We start from the raw sequence: 19486 nt of genomic DNA on the forward strand, positions 1-19486 counted from the left end.
AGGGTCCTGTCAATCATAGGAGACTTCGTGTCCTCGATCGAGCCCGCGCGGCAACGCCGCATCCTCACGATCCTCGTCGTCTCGTCCCTTCTCATCTGGATCGACTCCACCGTTCTGGGCATCGCCCTCGAACGGCTCGCCGACCCCGTCGAAGGTCTCGGTGCCACGCCGGGCCAACTGCAATGGGCGATCGGCATCTACTCACTGCTCTTCGCCACCGCACTCTTCGCGGCCGGCGCCCTCGGCGATCGCTACGGCCACCGGACTGTCCTGATGCTCGGTCTGGTCGTGTTCGGCGCCTCGTCTGCCTGGGCGGCCTGGGCGGACGGTCCGACCTCGCTGATCATCGCCCGCGGCACCATGGGCCTCGGCGGCGCGCTCCTCGGGCCGACGTCGATGGCCATCATCGGTTGGACCTTCCCGCCCGAGCGGCGTGCTGGTGCGATCGCCGTCTGGTCGTCGGCGGCCGGTCTGGGTGTGGCCGTCGGTCCTGTGCTCGGTGGCCTGCTGATCGACCACTTCTGGTGGGGATCGGTGTTCCTGATCAACCTGCCGATCGTCGCGGCCGGTCTGCTCGGCGCCCGCCTCGTCCTCCCGAACCCCAGAAGCCCGCAGCGTCGCCGGCTCGACCCGCTCGGCCTCGGCCTGTCGACTCTCGGCCTGCTCGGCTTGTCCTACGGTCTGATCGAGGGCGGCCACCAAGGCGGCTGGAGTCGCTGGCAGGTATGGGCGAGCATCGCCGCCGGTCTGGTCCTGCTGGCCGGATTCCTCTACTCGGAGTGGCGTGAGCACGAGCCGAGCTTCGATCCGCGGCTGTTCCGCAACCGCCGCTTCGCGGCCGGCAACCTCGTGCTCGCCGGCGTGTTCCTGACGCTGACCGGTCAGAGCTTCTATCTGGCCTTCTACCTGCAGGGTGCTCGTGGCATGAGCGCGCTGTCCGCCGGTCTGATGTCGTTGCCCAGCGCAGCAGGCGTCGTACTGGGGTCCCCGCTCGGGGCCCGGCTGGCCGGTCGCTTCGGCGTCGCGAAGGTCTGCGGTACGGCGTTGGCCGCGTTCGCGTTGTGTCACGCGCTCAACCTCACCTATCTGGTCGACACCTCGCTGGTGTGGGTCGGTGTGGTCGGCGCTCTGGCTGGGCTGGCGATCGGTGCGATCGTGGCGCCCACGACGGCGGCCGTGATCGCGACTCTGCCGATGGATCGCATCGGTGCGGGGTCGGCGGTCAACAATGCGATCCGCCAGGTCGGCAGTGTTCTCGGTGTCGCCGTACTCGGCACGATCGTGTCGTCGACGTACCAGCACGCGATCGCCCCGTCGCTGACCGGTCTGCCGGCCGACGCGCGGGACGCGGCCTCGGTTTCCGCCGAGGCCACGCGACACGCGGCCGGAGCCATCCATCGCCCGGACTTGGTCGGCGCCGCGAACGACGCCTTCCTGCACGCGATGCACACAGCCGCCGTGGTAGCGGCCTGCTTCACTCTCGCCGGGGCGATCGTGCTGACGCTGGCCTTCCGGCAGCGGGTCAGTTCCACGCCGAGGGTGGCGGAGGCGGTACGACGGTAGGCCGGTCCTCGCACCAGGTCGCGCCGGTCCACCCACCGTCGTTCCCGGCCAGCAGACGTACGTCGAACTCCGGCGGACCGTCGAAGTGGAACGTGCCGCAGTTGTTGACGAACGGAGCGCCGACATTCCGTGCGTCGACATTCTCGAACGTCGCCCAGCCGCCGACCCGGGCGTTCACCACGTTCGTACCGGTGCCGTCGACCTTGATGTTGCGCACCGCAACGTTTGTGATCGCGTAGTCGTCCTTCACCGGCCAGTCGACGACGAACATCGTCGCGTTGTAGGTCGAGTCGAGGAACGAGCTGTCGGTGATCTCGATCGTGCCGGACATCGTCGACTGCAAGGCGTACAGCCAGATCGCGCCGAGGCCGAGATCCCAGTTGAGGTCGCGCGGACCACCCCGAACCGTGGTGTTCCGTGCGAACCGCAGCGTCCCCTCGAACGGCGTCGCGTTGAATCGCGAGCCGGCGTGCAAGGTGCTGCCCTCGCGGATCGGGTCGGCGACCAGGTTGTCGGTGACCGCGTTGTCGCGCCCGCCATAGATGGCGATGTTGTTGGCGAGCACCGGCGTCTGGACCGTGTTGTGGTCGTACACGTTGTCGTGGTTGACCAGGCCGTCGGGGTTCGACTCGGACCACATCGCCAGGCCGTCGTCGCCGCTGTTGCGGACGAAGTTGTTGGTCGCCCGGACGTTCGATACGCCGAGGTGCAGGTTCATCCCGTCGGCGACGGCGTCGGTGATGACGTTGTTCCGGATCAGGAGGCCGTCCATCGGTCCGTCCAGCCAGATGCCGACCTTGGTGTGGTGCAGGTACAGGTTCTCGATCGTCGAGCCGCCGCCGATCGCGCCACCGATCCCGTTCACCTGGTCGGTGTCGATGCGTTCCCGTACGTCGCTCTCGATCGCGAAGCCGGACAGGTGTACGCCGGTGCTGCCGCCGTCGCCGGCGTACTTCCCGTAGAAGCCGGGAGCGCTGTGCACGGACTTGTCGGGCGCGGGTTCGTCCAGTGGCAGGACCTTGCCTTTGATGATCGTCCACCAGTTGCCGGCGCCGCGGACGGTGATCTGGTCGACGACGATGTGCCGGTTGACCTGGTAGGTGCCCGGCGGGATGAAGACCGACAGGCCGAGGCGCTTTGCCACTGCGATGGTGCGTTCGATCGCGGGAGCGGCGTCGTACCGGCCGGTGGGGTCGGCGCCGAACAGCCGCACCGAAAGGGATCGGGGCGGTTGCTTGAGCGGTGCTTCGACGAGCTCGAAGTCGGCCAGGTCTATGACGTACCAGGCGGCTGGGGTGTTCCGCGGTACGGCGAATCGGACGCGGTCGCCGGCCTGGTAGATGTGGTCGAGCAGGAGCCGCTGTTCGTCGTAGAAGTGGTTCGGGCGGAACGGCTTGGCGACCGGGTCCGGTTCGGGCTTCCACCAGCCGGGGATCGGGTCGACGTTCGGGTCGTTGGAGAACGGATACATCCCGTACAGCCAGGCGTACTCCGACGTGAGTGTCATTGTGCGCTTGTGCTTGCCGTTGACAGTGACGTCGAGTGGGGCGCGGAGGCCGCCGCCGGTCGGGGTGTCCGGGATGCTGTAGCGAAGGGTCAGCGCGTTCGCTGGTCCGGTCAGCGTGAATTCGACGTACTGCTTGGGCTGCAGGCGTACGGCGGTGCGTCCGGAGGCCTCGGCCGGCAGGGTGTAGGCCTCCCGGCTCGGGCCGATCTTCTCGCCGGTGAAGTAGGCGTTCTCAGCCTCTTGCTCGAGGAAGGGGACCTGCGCGCCGCGACCGGCGACGAGGGTGGGGTCGAGGCCGGCTCGGGTGATGCGGGGAGCTGGGCGGGTGGCGATCGCTGGGGTGGTGAGGACGGCGGCGAGAACGGCGGTCGTCAGTACGACGGCCAGGGTGCGCAGGTGTGATCGGGACATTGGCGGATCCCCTCCGAACGAATTGTCTGGAGGGTATGTAGATCTGCGCAAGATGTCGACAGGCGGGAGAAAATTTCTGTCAGTCGGCGGGGAGCTCGACCTTGGGGTCTGGGCGGAGGGCTCGGAGCCAGAGTTCGGTCTGGGCTATGTGGGCCGAGGCGGCGGTGGCGGCGGCCGAGGGGTCGCGGCGGGCGATGGCGGCAAGAATGGCGCGGTGGCCGCGGTCGCTGGTCTGCTTGATCGCCGCGAAGTCCTCGCCCGGCTCGAAGATGCGGTAGTGACCACCGCGGCCGCGGATCACGCCGGTCAGCGCGGTGACGGTCGGGTTGCCGCCCGCCGTACAGATCGCGCCGTGGAACTCGGCGTCGAGATGCTGGATCTCGGTCGAGTCAGTGGTCGACTCGAGGCGGTCGAGGATGTCGCTGAGATGCGCGGCCAGCTCCGGATCCTGCCGCGCGGCCGCCGCGGCGGTGGCGTGCGACTCGAGCACCCGCCGTACCTCCAGCAACTCGAGCACACCCTCCAGTGGGATCAGCTCGACCGACAACGAGAACCGGCTGATGATCTCCGCCGGATCCAGCGCCGACACGTACGTGCCCGAGCCATGCCGCGACTCGATCACGCCAAGCGCCGCCAGCGAACGAGCCGCCTCACGCAACGAGCTGCGGGACACGCCGAGGTGGTCGCACAGCTCCGGTTCCGGCGGGAACTTCGCCCCCGGCCCGAGCTGGCCCGATGCGATCATCTGGCGCAGGCCGGCCAACGCCTTGTCGGTGGCTGCCATTCGCTACCTCCCCTGTCCCCCGCAGACTCAGGTGTGCAGCGTAAGTCCTCAGACCACTCGCGGTCACATCGCCCGGTTAACGGGGGTCGTACGGCGAGGCAACGCCAACTCGTCAGATGTCAGCGCGCGCGACCATGGACCGGAGAAGGGCCGGCAGATCCCACGCGTGCCACCGCCGGGGCGCGATCCGCCGGTACGGCGTCCCGTCCGCGAACGGCTCGCCCGATATCCACACGGTCGTCATCCCGCGCTCGTGCGGAAGGGTGAGGTTGACCTCGAGATCGTCGACCATGGCCGCCCGGGTGGGGTCGATCGCGAAGCGGGTCAGGAACGCGTCGAGGCTCTCCGGATACGGCTTCGGGATCAGGTCGCCGGCCAGGATGTCGAAGACGCCGTCGAAGTGGGTCGTCAGTCCGAGGCGGTCGAGCGCCTGCTCGGCGTGGTAGACCGAGCCGTTCGTGTAGACGAACCTGCGCCCAGGCAGCGCCTGCAACGCGGTGGCAAGAGTCGCGTCCGGGGTGAGCACCGAATAATCCATCCGCCGCTCGAAACCGAGGAACTCGTGCGGGTCGATGGCGCGCGTGATCATCGCACCGCGCAGCGAGGTGCCGTACTGCGCGACCAGTTCGGCCTGGATCCGCCGGGCGCCGATGAGGTCGGTGCCGTAGAAACCTGCAACGGTCGACAGGATGCCGTGCGTGAGTTGCGCGGCGAGTGCGGAGTCCGCCGGATACAAGGTGTTGTCCAGGTCGAGGATCCAGGTGTCGAGGTCCGGCCGCATCTGGCCAGGGTAATGACAGACTGGGGGCGTCACCGACAGGAGGATCGAACGTGCCGACTGCGCTCATCACCGGACCCGCGACCGGGATCGGCCGGGCCTTCGCCGACAAACTGGCGGTGGAGGGATACGACCTGGTGCTGGTGTCGCGGGACGAGGCGCGGCTCAAGGAGGTCGCGGCCGACCTCACCCGCCTGCATGGCGTGGCCTGTGAGGTGATCGCGGCCGACCTGACCGATCGGGACGACCTGGCCAGAGTGGAGGAGCGGTTCCGGACCGGGCCGATCGAGGTCCTGGTGAACAACGCCGGCTTCGGGCAGAAGAAGCCGTTCTGGGCGAACTCGGTCGAGACCGAGGAGAAGCAGCTCGACCTGCTGGTGCGCGTCGTCCTGCGGCTGACGCACGCCGCCGTACTCCCGATGATCGAGCGGGGGTCTGGTGCGGTGATCAACGTGTCGTCGGTGGCCGGGTTCCTGCAGCGCGGTCCCTACAGTGCGCACAAGTCGTGGGTGACGACCTTCTCGGCCGGCCTGGCGATCCAGTTGCACGCCAAGGGGGTCGCCGTGATGGCCTTGTGCCCGGGCCTGGTGCACACCGAGTTCCACGACCGGATGGGGATGGACAAGTCGGTGATCCCCTCGTTCATGTGGCTGAACGCGACCGACATGGTCGACGCCGCCTGGAAGGATCTCATGCGCGGGAAGGCGATCTCGATCCCGAGCCTGCGCTACAAGCTCCTGATGGCCGCCGCCCGCTACACCCCACGCACGCTCATCGCGCGCCTTTCCACAGTGGGTCTGGACGGCCGTCGCCGCTGACTTTGGTGGCCTGCGGCAACGACTCGGGGGCGTCAGAGTTTTTCGGCCACCTCGGTGAGGACGGCGAGGGTGGCGGTGACGAGTGGGTGGTCGGCGCGACCTGGGCGGACTGCGGCGTACACCCGCCGAGTGGGGACGGGGTCGGGGAGCGGGCGGATGAGGGCAAGGGTTGGAGCCGGTACGGCGAGGCGTGGGACCAGTGACACACCAGCGCCGGCGGCGACCAGCGCGGCGACGGCGCGGAAGTCGTCGGACTGATGGACGACGCGCGGCTGGAAGCCGGCTTGCTCACACGCCAGCACGACCACATCCCGGATCGGATTGCCGGGCGCGGTCATCACCCAGTCGTCGCCGGCGAGCATCGCCAGTTCGATGGTGTCGTGAGCCGCGGCCGGATGTGACGGTGGCAGGACCGCGACGAAAGGCTCGGCGTACAAGGGGATCCGGACCAGGCGACGGTCGTCGGGGCGTGGCGAGCCGCGGTGTTCGACCGCGATCGCGATGTCGACGTCGCCGTCCAGCAACTGGGTGATGCCTTGATGACCTTCGGCATCACGGATGACGAGGTCAAGGCCGGGGTTCGTTGCGCGAAGCCGGGCGAGGGCGGGCGCGACCAGCAGACTGATCGCGGTGGCGAACGCGGTGATGCGGACCTCGCCGGTGCTGCCGTTCGCGTGCAGCCGCATCGCCTCTTCGGCGCGCTCGACCTCGGTGAGGATGGTGTCGGTGTGGGTCAGCAGCAGGCGGCCGGCCGAGGTGATCGCGACCCGGCGGCCGCGACGTTCGAGCAGTTCCTGGCCGACCTCGGACTCCAGTGCGGCCAGCTGCTGCGAGACCGCCGAGGGCGTCAGGTGAAGCACCTCGGCGGCCGCAGTCACGGTGCCGTGATCAGCAAGCGCGCGCAGCACTCGCAGTCGTCGTACCTCGATCACGAACCTCAGCTTCGCACAACTCCATGGCAGACCCGTTCGGGCCGGCCGTGGATGAGACCAGCGTCAACGCCGGCGCCTCCACCTTGGCGACGGGCGCCACCTCGGCGACGGGCGCCGCCTTGGTCACGGTGGTCGGCCGCTGCATCAGCTGCCGTAAGGCGCGCAGCGGTTGCCGGCGTGGACCGCGCCGTATGTGCGGGACGACCGGTGCGTTCGGCATTGCTGAGTGGGTCTGCTCGTGGATCGACTTGACCACGGAGAAGGGGACGTAGTGCATGGTGGGTTCCTTTCGACCCTTCAACGGTAGAAACCAAACGCTCTATACGTCCAATGGATTCTTTTCGCAGAGTTGATGTGTTTGGTGCATGATCTCCTTATGGAGCTACGCCAACTCAGGTCGTTCGTGGTCGTCGCCGAGGAGATGAACGTGGGCCGGGCGGCGATCCGGCTTCACCTCACGCAGCCGTCGCTCAGCCGGCAGATCGCGGCGCTCGAGCACGATCTGGGCGTCGAGTTGTTCGCCCGGGTCCGGCGGCGCTTCGTGATGACGGCGGCGGGGGAGACGTTCCTGGCCGAGGCGAAGGATCTGCTCCGGCGCGCCGATGAGGCGGTGCGGGCAGCGCAACGCACGCAACGCGGAGAGCTCGGGACGCTGCGATTCCGATTCGTGCAGTCGGCGACGTTCGAAGTGCTGCCGCGGATCCTGGGCGCCTTCCGCGCGGCGTACCCCGAGGTCGTGCTCGACCTGGAGTCGCTGACGACCTTGCGGCAGACCGAGGCGCTACGTGACGGCCGGATCGACGTCGGCCTGCTGCGTCCGAACACCCCGGCGGCTGGGGCAGGTACGTCGCACCGAACGTCAGGTGAGCGAGATGCCGGGACGGCCGTCGTACAGCTGGCTCCTGGGCTGTCGTCGCGGGTGGTGTCGTCGGATCCGCTGGTCGCGGTGCTGCCGGCGCGGCATCGGCTGGCCACGCGCAAGCGTTTGCGCCTGGAGGAGCTCGCCGGGGATTCGTTCGTGTTCTACTCGCGGGCCAGCGGACCAGCGGTGCACGACACGATCGTCAGCTTCTGCCGGGCGGCCGGCTTCACGCCTCGGGTCGAGCAGGAGGCGGCCGACGTGCAGACGATCGTCTCGCTCGTCGCGGCCGGGCTCGGCGTTTCGTTGTTGATCAGTCCGACCCCGCCCTCGAACCCGGATTCGGTCGTGTATCGCGAGTTGTCCGACGACCTACCACTGTGGCCACTCTCCGTAGTCTGGTCGCCGGACAACCGATCACCGGCGCTGGCCCGGTTCCTGGAAGTGCTCTGAGAGCAGGCTCAGCCGAAGACGTCGGGGTCGCCGCCGGTGCGTACGCCGGTCTCGAGGTCGGCGATCGCGGCCATGTCGTCGTTGTCCAGCTGGAAGTCGAAGACCTGGAAGTTCTCCTGGATCCGGCTCGGCGTCTTCGACTTCGGGATCACCACGTTGCCGAGCTGCAGGTGCCAGCGGATGACCACCTGCGCGGGCGTCTTGCCGTGCTTGTCCGCCAGCGTCCGCAGAGCCGGCTGCGAGAGCAGTTCGCCCTGCGCCAGCGGGCTCCACGCCTGGGTGACGATGTCGTTCTCCGCGTTGAACGCGCGCAGTTCGTCCTGCGGTAGCGCCGGGTGCAGCTCGATCTGGTTGACCGCGGGCCGGATCCTGGTCTCGTCGAACAGCCGCCGCAGTGCCGGCTCGTGGAAGTTCGAGACGCCGATCGCGCGCACCCGCTTGTCGGCGTACAGCTGCTCGAACGCCTTCCAGGTGTCGACGTACTTGTCCCGCTTCAGCGACTGCCAGTGGATCAGGTACAGGTCGACGTACTCGAGGCCGAGCAGGTCGATGCTCTTGTCGAACGCCTTCAGGGTGGTGTCGTAGCCCTGGTCGTTGTTCCACAGCTTGGTGGTGATGAACAGTTCGTCGCGCGGCAGGTCCGACGCGGCGATCGCTCGCCCGACGCCGGCCTCGTTGCCGTAGGCGGCCGCGGTGTCGATGTGCCGGTAGCCGGCTTCGAACGCGGTCGTGACGACGTCGGTGACGATCTCGTCCTCGACCTGCCAGACCCCCAGGCCCAGCTGCGGAATCTCGACGCCGTTGTCCAGAGTGATGGTGGGGACTGTGTTCATTTGTCTATTCCACCGGGTCCACTGGTTCTGGCCCAGTCATCCGACGTGTGACAACAACCTCATTCACCCGCCGTAACCACCTCGTGCGTCTTCGCGTCCGGCTCCAGGAACCGCAGCAGCGCGGTCCCTTCCCGCTCCAGCTCGGTCAGTGTCTTCTTCAGCGTGCGGCCGAACGGCGTCAGCGTGAGAGTGGCCACACCGCGCTTCTTCTCGGCGTTCCACAGCCCGGCGACGAGGCCGTCGACCGTGTACGTCGATTTGATCCGCAGGTTCTTGGTGAACACGGCCGGCCGGTGCTCGTCGGCGATGATCCGCTCGCGTTTCGCGTGTGCCAGCAGCAGATTGTCGAACTCCGGCAGGAACCGCACGGGGACCGCGGTGTCCGGGTCCGGCCGCGGCGCATCCGGTACGTCGTACAGCGTCTTGCCTACCTCGTCGGTGAACGTCTCCAGGTCGAGCGCGTCGAAGAGTGGCTTCGCCTTCTGCAGCCCTGACCAGGTCTGGAAGTCGGCGGGTGTTGCCGGACCGAAGGCGTTCAGGTATCTGGTGACGAGCTCCTGGGCTTCTGCCTTCGCGTGGAGCTTCCCGCCGATCCAGTCCTCGGCCGGAGTGAAGCGTGCGTTCGCCGGCCAGCTCCAGCGGGCGTCGGTCGGGTACATCACCAGCGGGACCAGCATCCGGGTGCAGAACCCGAGTGCCCGTTCGTTCACCGCCGGGAACTTCTGCTGCAGCGCGTCCCGCACCTCGGTGAACGTCAGCGGCTCCTTCGCGAGCAGCTTCCGCGCCGTCGCGACCACCTTGTCCGGCTCGAGTCCTTCGCCCCGATCACCGAGCATCCGCAGCCCCGCCTCGAGCACCGGCGCGACCGTGGTCCGGAACCGCAGGTAGTCGGCCGCAGTCACCAGATGCAAGGTCCCGCGGAACACGGTCGCCCGCACCACCTCACGCCCCTGCACCGCCGCGTTGAGCTGCCCCTCCTCGAACCCACTGACCCGCGACCACAACCCGACGTACGGATGCTTCGGCTCCTGCCCCTGCATCCCCACCAACCGCCCGACCGCGTCCACCACCGACACGTCCGCCCGCTCAACCAGCATCTGCCGAGCCAACGTCGCCCGATTCACAGCCCGCCCACTCATCACCACCATGCCCGCATCCTGCCGGACCCCATCGACAAAGTCAGTCGACCGCCGGGCGCGTCAGCTGCGACCGGGCGACTCGACCGCGAGGGAGTTGCGACGACAAGCATCCGCCAGCCGATCGTCGTACGTCACAACGAGATCGACGTCGATCAGCACAGCCGTCGCGAGGTGGATGGCGTCGAGGCTGCGCAGGACGAGCGGCTCGATCCGCCGGGCAACGCTGACAACATCTGACGTCAGCGGACGTTCGTCGACACCGGACATCGCGGCGTCGATCAAGGTGCCGGCGCCGGTCGGCGACTTGACCCGCGTGAGGACCGCACGGGAGACCTCGACCCAGGCGAGCGACGACGACGCCAGCAGGTCGCCCTCCGCATGCCGGGTGTCGAGGAAATCCACCAGATCGCCGGACTCCTCCTCGGCGATCACTCGCTTGATCAGGGCGCTGCTGTCGAGGTAGACGCGCATCAGAAGCGATCGTCCCGATCGAGCAGGTCGAGGCTGGTGGTGCCCTTCGGGAGGCGGAGTCGCGGCATCACCTTGCGATAGGGCACTCGTGCCGGACGTACTGCCTGCGAAGTCCTGGCCTGCTCTCGATCGGTCGTTCCAGTCTCGTCCCCGATCAGGTGCAGATGACGGCCGACGGCTTCCCGGACGATCTCCTGTTGGGATCGGCCGGTGCGCTCAGCCTCCGCCTGGAGCGCTGCCGCTGCTTCCGGGGTCAGCCTCAGGTTCATCGCCATGACTGCATGGTACCGCGAGTGGTATACCCGTGGTACCAAGTCAGCTCTACCCGAGTTGGGTGTCAGGGTTTGCGGGCTACGCCTACCCAGAGGCTGCAGGAGATGTCGGTGAAGACGCCCTTGGCGACGAGGGCGTCGGTTTCGTCGTCGGGGTGCCAGCGGAAGGGGGCGGACACGCCGGGCTCGACCAGTTCGAGGCCGTCGAAGAAGCGGGAGACCTCCTCCTTGCTGCGGACCTGGGCGTCGCCGCCGTCGGCCTTGTAGACCTGGATCGCCTGCTCCCACAGGTCAGGGGCGAAGTCCGGAGTGCAGTGCGAGAAGATGAGGTACGACCCCGACGCCAGCGGCTCGAGCAGCTCCTTGACCAGGTCGTACGGCTTGAGCGCGTCGGGCAGGTAGTGGAAGACGCCGACCAGGCTCAGCGCGACCGGCTTGCTCAGGTCGAGCAGGTCCTTCACCTCGTCCGAACCCATGATCGACTGCGGGTCGATCACGTCGGCGTCGAGGTACGCCGTCCTGCCCTCGGGCCGGCTCGTCATCAGGGCGCGGGAGTGGGACAGCACGATCGGGTCGTTGTCCGCGTAGACGATGTGCGCCGCGGGCACGGTCTCCTGCACGACCTCGTGCAGGTTCGGGCTGGTCGGGATGCCGGTGCCGATGTCGAGGAACTGCGTGACGCCCTGCTCGGCCACGTAGCGAGCCGCGCGGTGCATCCACATCCGGTTCGACATCGCCGCCGTACGGAACCCGGGAAACGCCTCCAGCAGATGCTCCGCGGCCTGCCGGTCGACCGCGAAGTTGTCCTTGCCGCCCAGGAAATAGTCGTAGACGCGGGCCGGGTGCGGCCGGTCCATCCCAAGCCGTTCGGTCAGGGTGGATTCGTCGCTCTCGGCCATCCAAAAACTCCCTACTCCGGTGCTGTCGAGTACGGAGCGATCGTAGCTGATCTGCGACAGTACGTGATTGGCAGCGTGTCAACCTTTTCCTGGATCGAAGGTAGTCCTCAGGCCAGCGCGGCGCGGGCTTCGATGAAGCCGGCGATGGCGCGTTCGACGTCCTCGGTGGAGTGCGCGGCGGACAGCTGGACGCGGATGCGGGCCTTGCCGTGCGGTACGACGGGGTAGGAGAAACCGATCACGTAGATGCCGAGGTCGAGAAGCTTGTCGGCGAGGCGACCGGCCTGCGCGGCGTCGCCGATCATCACCGGCGAGATCGGATGCTCGCCCGGGAGTACGTCGAAGCCGGCCTCGGTCATCTTGGTGCGGAAGAGCTTGGTGTTGGCGGCCAGTTTGTCGCGCAGCGTGCTCGAGCCGCCGATGAGTTCGAGGGCCTTCAGCGAGGCCGCTGTGACCGACGGTGCGAGGGAGTTGGAGAACAGGTACGGCCGGGACCGCTGCCGGAGCAGTTCGACGATCTCGCGCCGGCCGGACACGTAACCACCGGATGCGCCGCCGAGCGCCTTGCCCAGGGTGCCGGTGACGACGTCGACCCGGTCCTTCACGCCGAACAGGGACGGCGTACCCGCGCCGTCCGATCCGACGAAACCGACCGCGTGCGAGTCGTCGACCATCACCAGGGCGTCGTACCGCTCGGCCAGGTCGCAGATCTCGTCGAGGGGAGCGACGTACCCGTCCATGGAGAACACGCCGTCGGTGGCGATCAGCCGGTAACGGGCGTCGGCGGCGTCCTTGAGCTGCGCCTCCAGGTCGGACATGTCGCGGTTCTTGTACCGGTAGCGCTTGGCCTTGGACAGCCGGATGCCGTCGATGATGCTGGCGTGGTTGAGCTCGTCGGAGATGACCGCGTCCTCGGCGCCGAGCAGGGTCTCGAACAGGCCGCCGTTCGCGTCGAAGCAGGAGCTGTAGAGGATCGTGTCCTCGGTGCCGAGGAAGGTGCTCAGGGCACCTTCCAGGTCCTTGTGGATCTGCTGCGTCCCGCAGATGAACCGGACCGACGCCATCCCGAAGCCCCACTGGTCGAGCGCCGCGCGGGCCGCCGCGATCACCTCGGGGTGGTCGGCCAGGCCGAGGTAGTTGTTCGCGCAGAAGTTGAGCACCTCCTTGCCCGAGGCAACCGAGATCAAGGACTGCTGGGGTGAGGTGATCACCCGCTCGGACTTGTACAGCCCGGCATCCCGGATCTCGCCGATGGCCGCCGTCAGGTCGTCCCGCATCCGCCCGAACATCAGTGCTTCTCCTCCAGGGATTCAGTGGTCCAGTCCATGATCACCTTGCCGCAGTGTCCCTGCCGGGCTACGTCGAAGGCCCGCTCGAAGTCGGCGTACCCGAACCGGTGGGTGATCACCGGAGTCAGGTCCAGGCCGCGCTCCAGCATCACCGACATCGAGTACCAGGTCTCGAACATCTCCCGGCCGTAGATGCCCTTGATCGTCAGCATGTTGAGCACCACCGTGCTCCAGTCGATCGCGATCTCGTCCGCCGGCAGCCCGAGCATCGCGATCCGGCCGCCGTGCGTCATGTTCGCCAGCATGTCCCGCAGCGCGGCCGGCTTCCCGGACATCTCCATGCCGACGTCGAAACCCTCGCGCATGCCCAGGCTCCGCTGCGCGTCGGCGATGGTCTCCGAGCCCACGTTCACCGCCCGGGTGACGCCGATCTTGCGGGCCAGATCCAGCCGGTACTCCGACAGGTCGGTGATCACCACGTTGCGCGCACCGGCATGCAGCGCGACTGCCGCGGCCATCACTCCGATTGGTCCGGCCCCGGTGATCAGCACGTCCTCGCCGACCAGCGGGAAGGACAGAGCCGTGTGTACGGCGTTCCCGAACGGGTCGAAGATCGCCGCGACGTCCAGGTCGACCGGGTCCTTGTGGACCCACGCGTTGCTCGCAGGCAGGGCGACGTACTCGGCGAACGCACCCGGCACGTGCACGCCGAGGCCGCGGGTCTTGATGCACAGGTGCCGGCGGCCGGCGCGGCAGTTGCGGCAGCGGCCGCAGACCAGGTGGCCCTCGCCGCTGACCAGGTCACCGACCGCGACGTCACGGACACCGACGCCGATCTCGACCACCTCGCCGCAGAACTCGTGCCCGGTCACCATCGGCACCGGCACGTTCTTCTGTGCCCAGGGGTCCCAGCTCTGGATGTGCAGATCGGTGCCGCACAGACCGGTGCGGAGCACCTTGATCAGTACTTCGTCGGCCTCGATCTTCGGCTCCGGGACGTCCTGCAACCACAGACCGGGCCGGGCCTCAGCCTTCACCAGCGCCTTCACGCGCACCTCCACTGACGACGATCGTCCACATCGTCGTCCCGGGCAACCACCGGCGTCCATCGACACGTCGTACACAGCCTGTGCAGTTCAACTGCATACTGTTCCGCCTGGCGAGAAATCGTGAACTGCCGCGTCATCTAAGCTCGACGCCCATGAGCTACGACCGGGACGGACTGCTGGAGCAGGTGAAGTCGAAGGCCATCGTGCACGGCCGGGTGACGCTGGCGTCGGGGAAGGAAGCCGACTACTACGTAGACCTGCGCCGGATCACGCTGGACGCGGCCGCCGCGCCGCTGATCGGCCCGGCGATGCTCGAGCTGACCAAGGACCTGGAGTACGAGGCCGTCGGCGGACTGACCCTCGGCGCCGACCCGGTCGCGATGTCGATGCTGCACGCGGCCGCGCAGCAGGGCCGGACGCTGGACGCCTTCGTCGTACGGAAGGCGGAGAAGACGCACGGCCTGCAGCGCCGGATCGAAGGGCCGGAGGTGAAGGGTCGCCGGGTGCTCGCGGTCGAGGACACGTCCACCACCGGCGGTTCGGTGCTCACCGCGGTCGAGGCGCTGCGCGAGGCCGGGGCCGAGGTGGTCGCGGTCGCGGTGATCGTCGACCGCTCGACCGGCGCAAAGGAGAAGGTCGAGTCGGAGGGGCTGCCGTACCGGGCGGTGTTCGGGCTCGAGGACCTGGGCCTCGGCTGATGAACATCAGCCCGGTCCTGATCGTCCTGGTCGCGCTGGTCGTCGCCGGCGGCATCTTCTACTTCAACTACCTGGCCGCGAAGAAGCGGCGCGAGCTGTTCGCCGGGTTCGCCTCGCAGCAGGGCTGGACCTACCTGCCCGACAACAACGCGCTGGCCGGGCAGTGGTCGGGTACGCCGTTCCAGACCGGTGACAACTGGCGGGTCAAGAACGTGCTGTCCGGTGCGTACAACGGCCATCAGATGGTTGCCTTCGACTACAGCTACCAGACGCACTCCACCGACTCGAAGGGCCGTCGTACGACGACGACCCACAAGTTCGGCGTGGTCGTCGTGCAGCTGCCGGGCGCGCTGCCGCACCTGGAGGTCACCCACGAGGGGATCTTCGGCGGCGTGGTGGCGAACGCACTCGGGTTCCGTGACCTCCAGTTCGAGAGCGAGCAGTTCAACCGCGCGTTCCGGGTGAAGGCGGACGACGAGCGCTACGGGCACGCGGTGGTGACGCCGCGGATGATGGAGCTCCTGCTCGCCCGCGGCGAGATCGGCTGGCGGATCGAGGGCAACTCCTTGCTCGGCTGGGACAAGGGCGATCACAACCCGACCGAGGTCATGAACCGCCTCACCCTGCTGCAACAGGTGCTCGAGCAGGTCCCGCCGTACGTCTGGCGCGACTATGCCGGCGTCGACCCTCGCGTACAGCCACCACAAGGCTACTGACAGTACGGCGGACCCGAGGACCCGTAGAGTCGCACGCAGCATCACCGACACTCGGGAGCAGGGCATGACCTTCGTCATCATCGCGGTCGTCGCGATCATCGTGATTCTGGGAATCGCGCTGATGGTCTCGTACAACCGCTTCGTCAAGCAGCGGAACCTGATCCAGGAGTCCTGGCGGCAGATCGACGTCGAGCTGCACCGCCGGTACGACCTGATCCCGAACCTGGTCGAGACCGTCCGGGCGTACGCCGCGCACGAGCGGCACGTGTTCGAGGAGGTCGCCCGGCTGCGGACCCAGGCGGTGAACGTGCAGGGCGCGCCGCCGGAGCAGCGGGCCGCCGCGGAGGGCGAGCTGTCCGGTGCGCTGCGTCAGATGATGATCTCGGTCGAGGCGTACCCGCAGCTGCAGTCGAACCAGAACTTCCTGAACCTGCAGCGCGAGCTGACCGACACCGAGGACCGGATCGCGGCCGGCCGGCGGTTCTTCAACGCGAACGTCGGCGACTACAACACCCGGGTCGAGGCGTTCCCGTCGAACCTGATCGCGAACGGCTTCAAGTTCGAGAAGGCCGGGTACTTCGAGGTCCGCGACGAGCAGGTGCGGTCGGTGCCGCAGGTGTCGTTCGGGACCATCGGCTCGGTCGCCGGTGAGCAGGCGCCGCCGCAGATGCAGGCCGGGCCGCAGTCGTCGGGCCAGATCCAGCCGGAGATTCCGGGTGAGCAGGGCAACTATCAGGGCCAGCCGCAGCCACCGGTGGGCGGCCCGCCTGCGGGTTCCCCCAGCCCGCAGGACGGACAGCCGCCGTTCACCGGTGGCCACTAGGCACCGGTTCCCCGTAGTCCAGGACCCCCGAACCAGGACTCCCTACCAGTGCCAGGCTCGGGTGCGACGGCGGTCAAGTCGCCACTCCCGAGCCCTGCCTCCCCCCGGTACCTGAGTCAACTGTGACCGACTGAGATACATCCGGCGTACATCGGCCTTCACGCCGGGCACAGGGGATGACACCATAGGTCGGTTCATCACGGAGAGGGCACAGCAGTGGACAGTCTGAGGTACGCAATCCTCGGACCCCTGCGCCTTGTTCACGTCCAGGGCCAGCCGCTGCGCGCCGCCAAGCCGCGGCAGTTGCTGGCAACGTTGCTCCTGCACCCCAATCGGTTCGTCTCGACCGATCTGATCGCCGACGCGCTCTGGGAGAACAGCCCGCCGCGGTCCGCCGTGGCGAACATCCGGACGTACGTCCGGGCGCTGCGCGGCGTCCTGCAGGAGGCCGGGCTGCCGGCGCCGATCGACACCTCGGCCGCCGGGTACAGCATCGAGGTCGGCGTCGACGAGCTCGATGCCAGCCTGTTCGAGACGCTGCTGGCCGAAGGCGGCCACCTCCGCGACGCCGGCGACAGCCGCCATGCCATGCAGGTTCTGTCCCGCGCCTACTCGCTCTGGCGCGGACGGCCACTCGAGGGCCTGCCGATTCCCGCCGCCTGGGAGGGCTCGATCGCTCGCCTGGAAGCACAGCATCGCGGCCTGGTGGACACCCTGCTCGACCTGCGCCTGGAGCACGGCGACGCGAGTGGTGCGGCCGTCCTGCTCAGCGCGCGACTCACCGACGACCCGTACGACGAGCAGCTGTGGCGTCGGCTCGTCGACGCGCTCCTGGCCGCCGGTCGTGTCGGCGAAGCGCGGGCGGCGTACGGCAAGGCGGTCCAGACCCTCGCCGAGGAGCTCGACATCAAGCCGGGCCCTGAGCTCGAAGCCGCCGGCGCCCGCGCCGAGAACGGCCGCTCCGCCAACTGGCCGAACCCGGGCATCCCCTCGGTCCGTACGGCGGAACCCGAGGTCGTACAACCGGGTCCGATGGCGGCGCCCGAGCTGACCGATCCGCAGCGGCCGCCGAGTCAGTTGCCGCTCGACCTGGCCGACTTCAGCGGCCGGGAGGAGCACCTGGAGCAGCTGCGCGACCTGGTCTGCGGCCGCGATCCGGTCCGTCCGCCGATCGCCGTCATCTCCGGAGCGCCGGGCACCGGGAAGACATCTCTGGCCGTCCGGCTGGGTCATCTGGTCCGGGATTCGTTCCCGGACGGGCAGATCTATCTGGACATGCACGGCGCGACGCAGCCGCGTGATCCGGCCGGAGCACTCACCGATGTGCTGCTCAGCCTCAACCTGCCCGACTTCGCGATCCCGGCCGACCCGGAGCGCCGGTCGGCGATGCTGCGGTCCGAGCTGGCCAGCCGGCGGGTGCTCATCATCCTCGACGACGTCGCGACGGCCGGCCAGGTGACTCCGCTGATGCCGGGTACCGGTGCGTCCGCGGTGGTCGTCACCAGCCGGAACCGGCTGATGGATCTGGCCGGCGCGGACAGCCTGCCGCTCGACACCTTCGACGACGGCGAGGCGGCCGAGCTGCTCGAGCTGGTCGCCGGTGCCGGCCGGGTCGACCGTACGTCGACTGCCGCCGAGGAGATTCTGACCGCCTGCGGGAACCTGCCGCTGGCGATCCGGATCGCCGGCAGCCGGCTGGCGCAGCGACCGGACCTGAGCCTGCGTGAGCTCGCCCGGCGGCTGGGCGACGAGACCTCGCGCCTGGACGAGCTGAGCATCGGCGAGCTCGCCGTCCGCACCAGCGCCGACCTCAGCTACGACGCACTCAGTCCGGAACAGGCCCGGCTGTACCGGCTGATCGGTCACTTCGCCGTCGGCGTCTTCTCTGCTCGCGCGTTGGAGGCGGTGGCCTCGCCGGCCTCGGTCCGCCGCAGCCTGGATCGCCTGATCGAGGTCAACCTGGTCCGGATCAGCTCGGTCGACCACCGCGGTACGGCGCGTTACCGGGTCCACGACCTGCTCCGGCTGCATGCGATCGGTGTCGGCGACGAGGAGCAGAAGGCGCGGGCGGTCCGGGATGTCGAGATTGTGCTCGACGCGATCCTGAACAAGATCCGCCGGGCCAACGCCGCCTTGAACTTCGAGTACTTCGGTGTCCTCGAGCACTACGGCCCGTTGGACGCCCCCGATCCCGCGCCGTTCACCGAGACGGACGCGATCGCCTGGTTCGACAGCGAGCGCAGCACGTTCGTGCCGTCGATCCGTGCGGCGGCGCAGAACGGTCTGCATGACTACGCCTGGCGGATCGCTTGCGCGTGGGCGCCGTACCTGGACATGCGGGCCGGGTTCGACGACTGGCATGGGTCGCACCATCAGGGCCTGCTCAGTGCGATCTCCTGTGGGGATCGGCGCGGCGAGGCGATCATGCACCGCAACCTCGGCCAGCTCGCGCTGTATCAGGACGACTGGGACACCGCCTGGCACCATCTCGACGAGGCCGCGCGCGTGTTCGGCGAGATCGGGAACCGGCTCGGGACCGGCGTCACCGCGGTGGGGATGGGCACCTGGCTGCGCGAACGCGGCCGGCGCGACGAAGCATTGGTGCAGTACGAGGCCGCGATCGAGGCGTTCCTCGAGGCAGGCAACGCGAACGGCGAGGCACTGGCGCGGACCGCAGCCGCCAACATGTGGCTGCGCCGCGACGACACCGACACCGCCGGCCGTTATCTCGCCCAGGCGTTCCTGCTCGCAGTACGGCGGGTCGACAGCCACCGTGAGGCGAAGGTACGGCGCCGGATCGCGGCGTTGCGGGCGCAACAAGGGCGGTCCGACCAGGCTGTGCGTCAGTTGAGGCGTGCGCTGGAGATCTTCAACGGCATGGGTGACGACCACTGTGCGGCGTACACGCGGGCCGAGCTCGGTAAAGCGCTGGTGGCGCGCGGTGAAGTCGCTGCAGCGCGGAAGATGCTGCTGGATGCGATGGATATCGGACACCGGTTGGGCGACCGCAGCGTCGAGGGTCAGGCCGCGCAGCAACTCGGACAACTCTATGTGTCCACGGGCAATCTCGACTCGGCCCGGCGTACGCTCGACCGCGCTGCGCGGGTGTGGCAGCAGGCCGGCAACGACGAGCAGGCAGCCGAGTGCCGCCGCGAACTGGCTGCCTTCGACACCGGAGTAGCCGCCGGCTGA

General features: G+C 68.3%; 19 protein-coding genes. 7 read left to right on the top strand and 12 right to left on the bottom strand.

The window, feature by feature from the left end:
• The first annotated feature begins 27 nt into the window (after positions 1-27).
• Positions 28-1563 (top strand): MFS transporter, encoded by a 1536-nt coding sequence (locus tag OG817_RS39630; RefSeq protein ID WP_406050096.1) that lies wholly within the window; start codon positions 28-30, stop codon positions 1561-1563.
• Here the strand turns inward: OG817_RS39630 and OG817_RS39635 are convergent.
• The 3 genes from OG817_RS39635 to OG817_RS39645 form a co-directional block, all read right to left on the bottom strand.
• On the bottom strand, positions 1523-3481 hold the full coding sequence (locus OG817_RS39635; RefSeq protein WP_406050097.1) for a glycosyl hydrolase family 28-related protein: 1959 nt from the start codon (positions 3479-3481) through the stop codon (positions 1523-1525). The genes OG817_RS39630 and OG817_RS39635 overlap by 41 nt on opposite strands.
• Before the next feature lie 79 nt (positions 3482-3560).
• Positions 3561-4265, bottom strand: coding sequence for a FadR/GntR family transcriptional regulator (locus tag OG817_RS39640; RefSeq protein ID WP_406050099.1), 705 nt, complete (start codon positions 4263-4265; stop codon positions 3561-3563).
• Positions 4266-4377: 112 nt separating this feature from the next.
• Positions 4378-5046 (bottom strand): pyrimidine 5'-nucleotidase, encoded by a 669-nt coding sequence (locus OG817_RS39645; RefSeq protein WP_406050101.1) that lies wholly within the window; start codon positions 5044-5046, stop codon positions 4378-4380.
• A gap of 50 nt (positions 5047-5096) precedes the next feature.
• On the opposite strand from OG817_RS39645, the gene OG817_RS39650 reads away from it, so the two are divergent.
• Positions 5097-5861, top strand: a complete 765-nt coding sequence (locus OG817_RS39650) for an SDR family oxidoreductase (RefSeq protein WP_131363716.1) — start codon at positions 5097-5099, stop codon at positions 5859-5861.
• A gap of 32 nt (positions 5862-5893) precedes the next feature.
• On the opposite strand, the gene OG817_RS39655 is transcribed toward OG817_RS39650, so the two are convergent.
• Positions 5894-6793 (bottom strand): LysR family transcriptional regulator, encoded by a 900-nt coding sequence (locus OG817_RS39655; RefSeq protein ID WP_396392915.1) that lies wholly within the window; start codon positions 6791-6793, stop codon positions 5894-5896.
• Complete coding sequence (locus OG817_RS39660; RefSeq protein ID WP_406050103.1) at positions 6750-7070, bottom strand: hypothetical protein; 321 nt, start codon at positions 7068-7070, stop codon at positions 6750-6752. The genes OG817_RS39655 and OG817_RS39660 overlap by 44 nt, the downstream gene beginning before the upstream one ends.
• 99 nt (positions 7071-7169) lie before the next feature.
• Between OG817_RS39660 and OG817_RS39665 the strand changes: the two genes are divergently transcribed.
• A complete protein-coding gene (locus tag OG817_RS39665) occupies positions 7170-8105 on the top strand; it encodes a LysR family transcriptional regulator (protein WP_406050104.1) in 936 nt (311 codons plus the stop codon).
• Between the two features lie 8 nt (positions 8106-8113).
• On the opposite strand, the gene OG817_RS39670 is transcribed toward OG817_RS39665, so the two are convergent.
• The 7 genes from OG817_RS39670 to tdh form a co-directional block, all read right to left on the bottom strand.
• The gene (locus tag OG817_RS39670) at positions 8114-8938 is read right to left on the bottom strand and encodes an aldo/keto reductase (protein WP_396392912.1); all 825 of its coding nucleotides are present in this window, start codon (positions 8936-8938) and stop codon (positions 8114-8116) included.
• Between the two features lie 59 nt (positions 8939-8997).
• Positions 8998-10035, bottom strand: a complete 1038-nt coding sequence (locus OG817_RS39675) for a winged helix DNA-binding domain-containing protein (RefSeq protein ID WP_406050105.1) — start codon at positions 10033-10035, stop codon at positions 8998-9000.
• A gap of 102 nt (positions 10036-10137) precedes the next feature.
• Positions 10138-10548 carry a type II toxin-antitoxin system VapC family toxin gene (locus OG817_RS39680; RefSeq protein ID WP_406050106.1) on the bottom strand — a complete coding sequence of 137 codons (411 nt, stop codon included), beginning with the start codon at positions 10546-10548 and terminating at the stop codon, positions 10138-10140.
• Positions 10548-10823 carry a ribbon-helix-helix protein, CopG family gene (locus tag OG817_RS39685; RefSeq protein WP_396392909.1) on the bottom strand — a complete coding sequence of 92 codons (276 nt, stop codon included), beginning with the start codon at positions 10821-10823 and terminating at the stop codon, positions 10548-10550. The genes OG817_RS39680 and OG817_RS39685 overlap by 1 nt, the downstream gene beginning before the upstream one ends.
• A gap of 62 nt (positions 10824-10885) precedes the next feature.
• On the bottom strand, positions 10886-11719 hold the full coding sequence (locus OG817_RS39690; protein WP_406050108.1) for an SAM-dependent methyltransferase: 834 nt from the start codon (positions 11717-11719) through the stop codon (positions 10886-10888).
• Between the two features lie 107 nt (positions 11720-11826).
• Positions 11827-12996 carry a glycine C-acetyltransferase gene (locus tag OG817_RS39695; RefSeq protein WP_406057617.1) on the bottom strand — a complete coding sequence of 390 codons (1170 nt, stop codon included), beginning with the start codon at positions 12994-12996 and terminating at the stop codon, positions 11827-11829.
• 11 nt (positions 12997-13007) lie between these two features.
• Positions 13008-14057: an L-threonine 3-dehydrogenase gene (gene tdh / locus OG817_RS39700; protein ID WP_396392907.1), complete on the bottom strand. Its 1050-nt coding sequence runs from the start codon at positions 14055-14057 to the stop codon at positions 13008-13010.
• Positions 14058-14209: 152 nt separating this feature from the next.
• Between tdh and pyrE the strand changes: the two genes are divergently transcribed.
• From pyrE to OG817_RS39720, 4 genes are all read left to right on the top strand, one after another.
• Positions 14210-14755 carry an orotate phosphoribosyltransferase gene (pyrE, locus tag OG817_RS39705; RefSeq protein WP_406050109.1) on the top strand — a complete coding sequence of 182 codons (546 nt, stop codon included), beginning with the start codon at positions 14210-14212 and terminating at the stop codon, positions 14753-14755.
• Entirely contained in the window at positions 14755-15471 is a 717-nt protein-coding gene (locus tag OG817_RS39710) for a DUF3137 domain-containing protein (protein WP_406050110.1), read from the top strand. Before pyrE ends, OG817_RS39710 begins: the two co-directional genes overlap by 1 nt.
• Positions 15472-15535: 64 nt before the next feature.
• Positions 15536-16294, top strand: a complete 759-nt coding sequence (locus tag OG817_RS39715; RefSeq protein ID WP_396392904.1) for a LemA family protein — start codon at positions 15536-15538, stop codon at positions 16292-16294.
• Positions 16295-16510: 216 nt separating this feature from the next.
• Positions 16511-19486 (top strand): AfsR/SARP family transcriptional regulator, encoded by a 2976-nt coding sequence (locus tag OG817_RS39720; protein WP_406050112.1) that lies wholly within the window; start codon positions 16511-16513, stop codon positions 19484-19486.

It is taken from the genome of Kribbella sp. NBC_00889 (assembly GCF_045207705.1).
Classification (GTDB): domain Bacteria; phylum Actinomycetota; class Actinomycetes; order Propionibacteriales; family Kribbellaceae; genus Kribbella.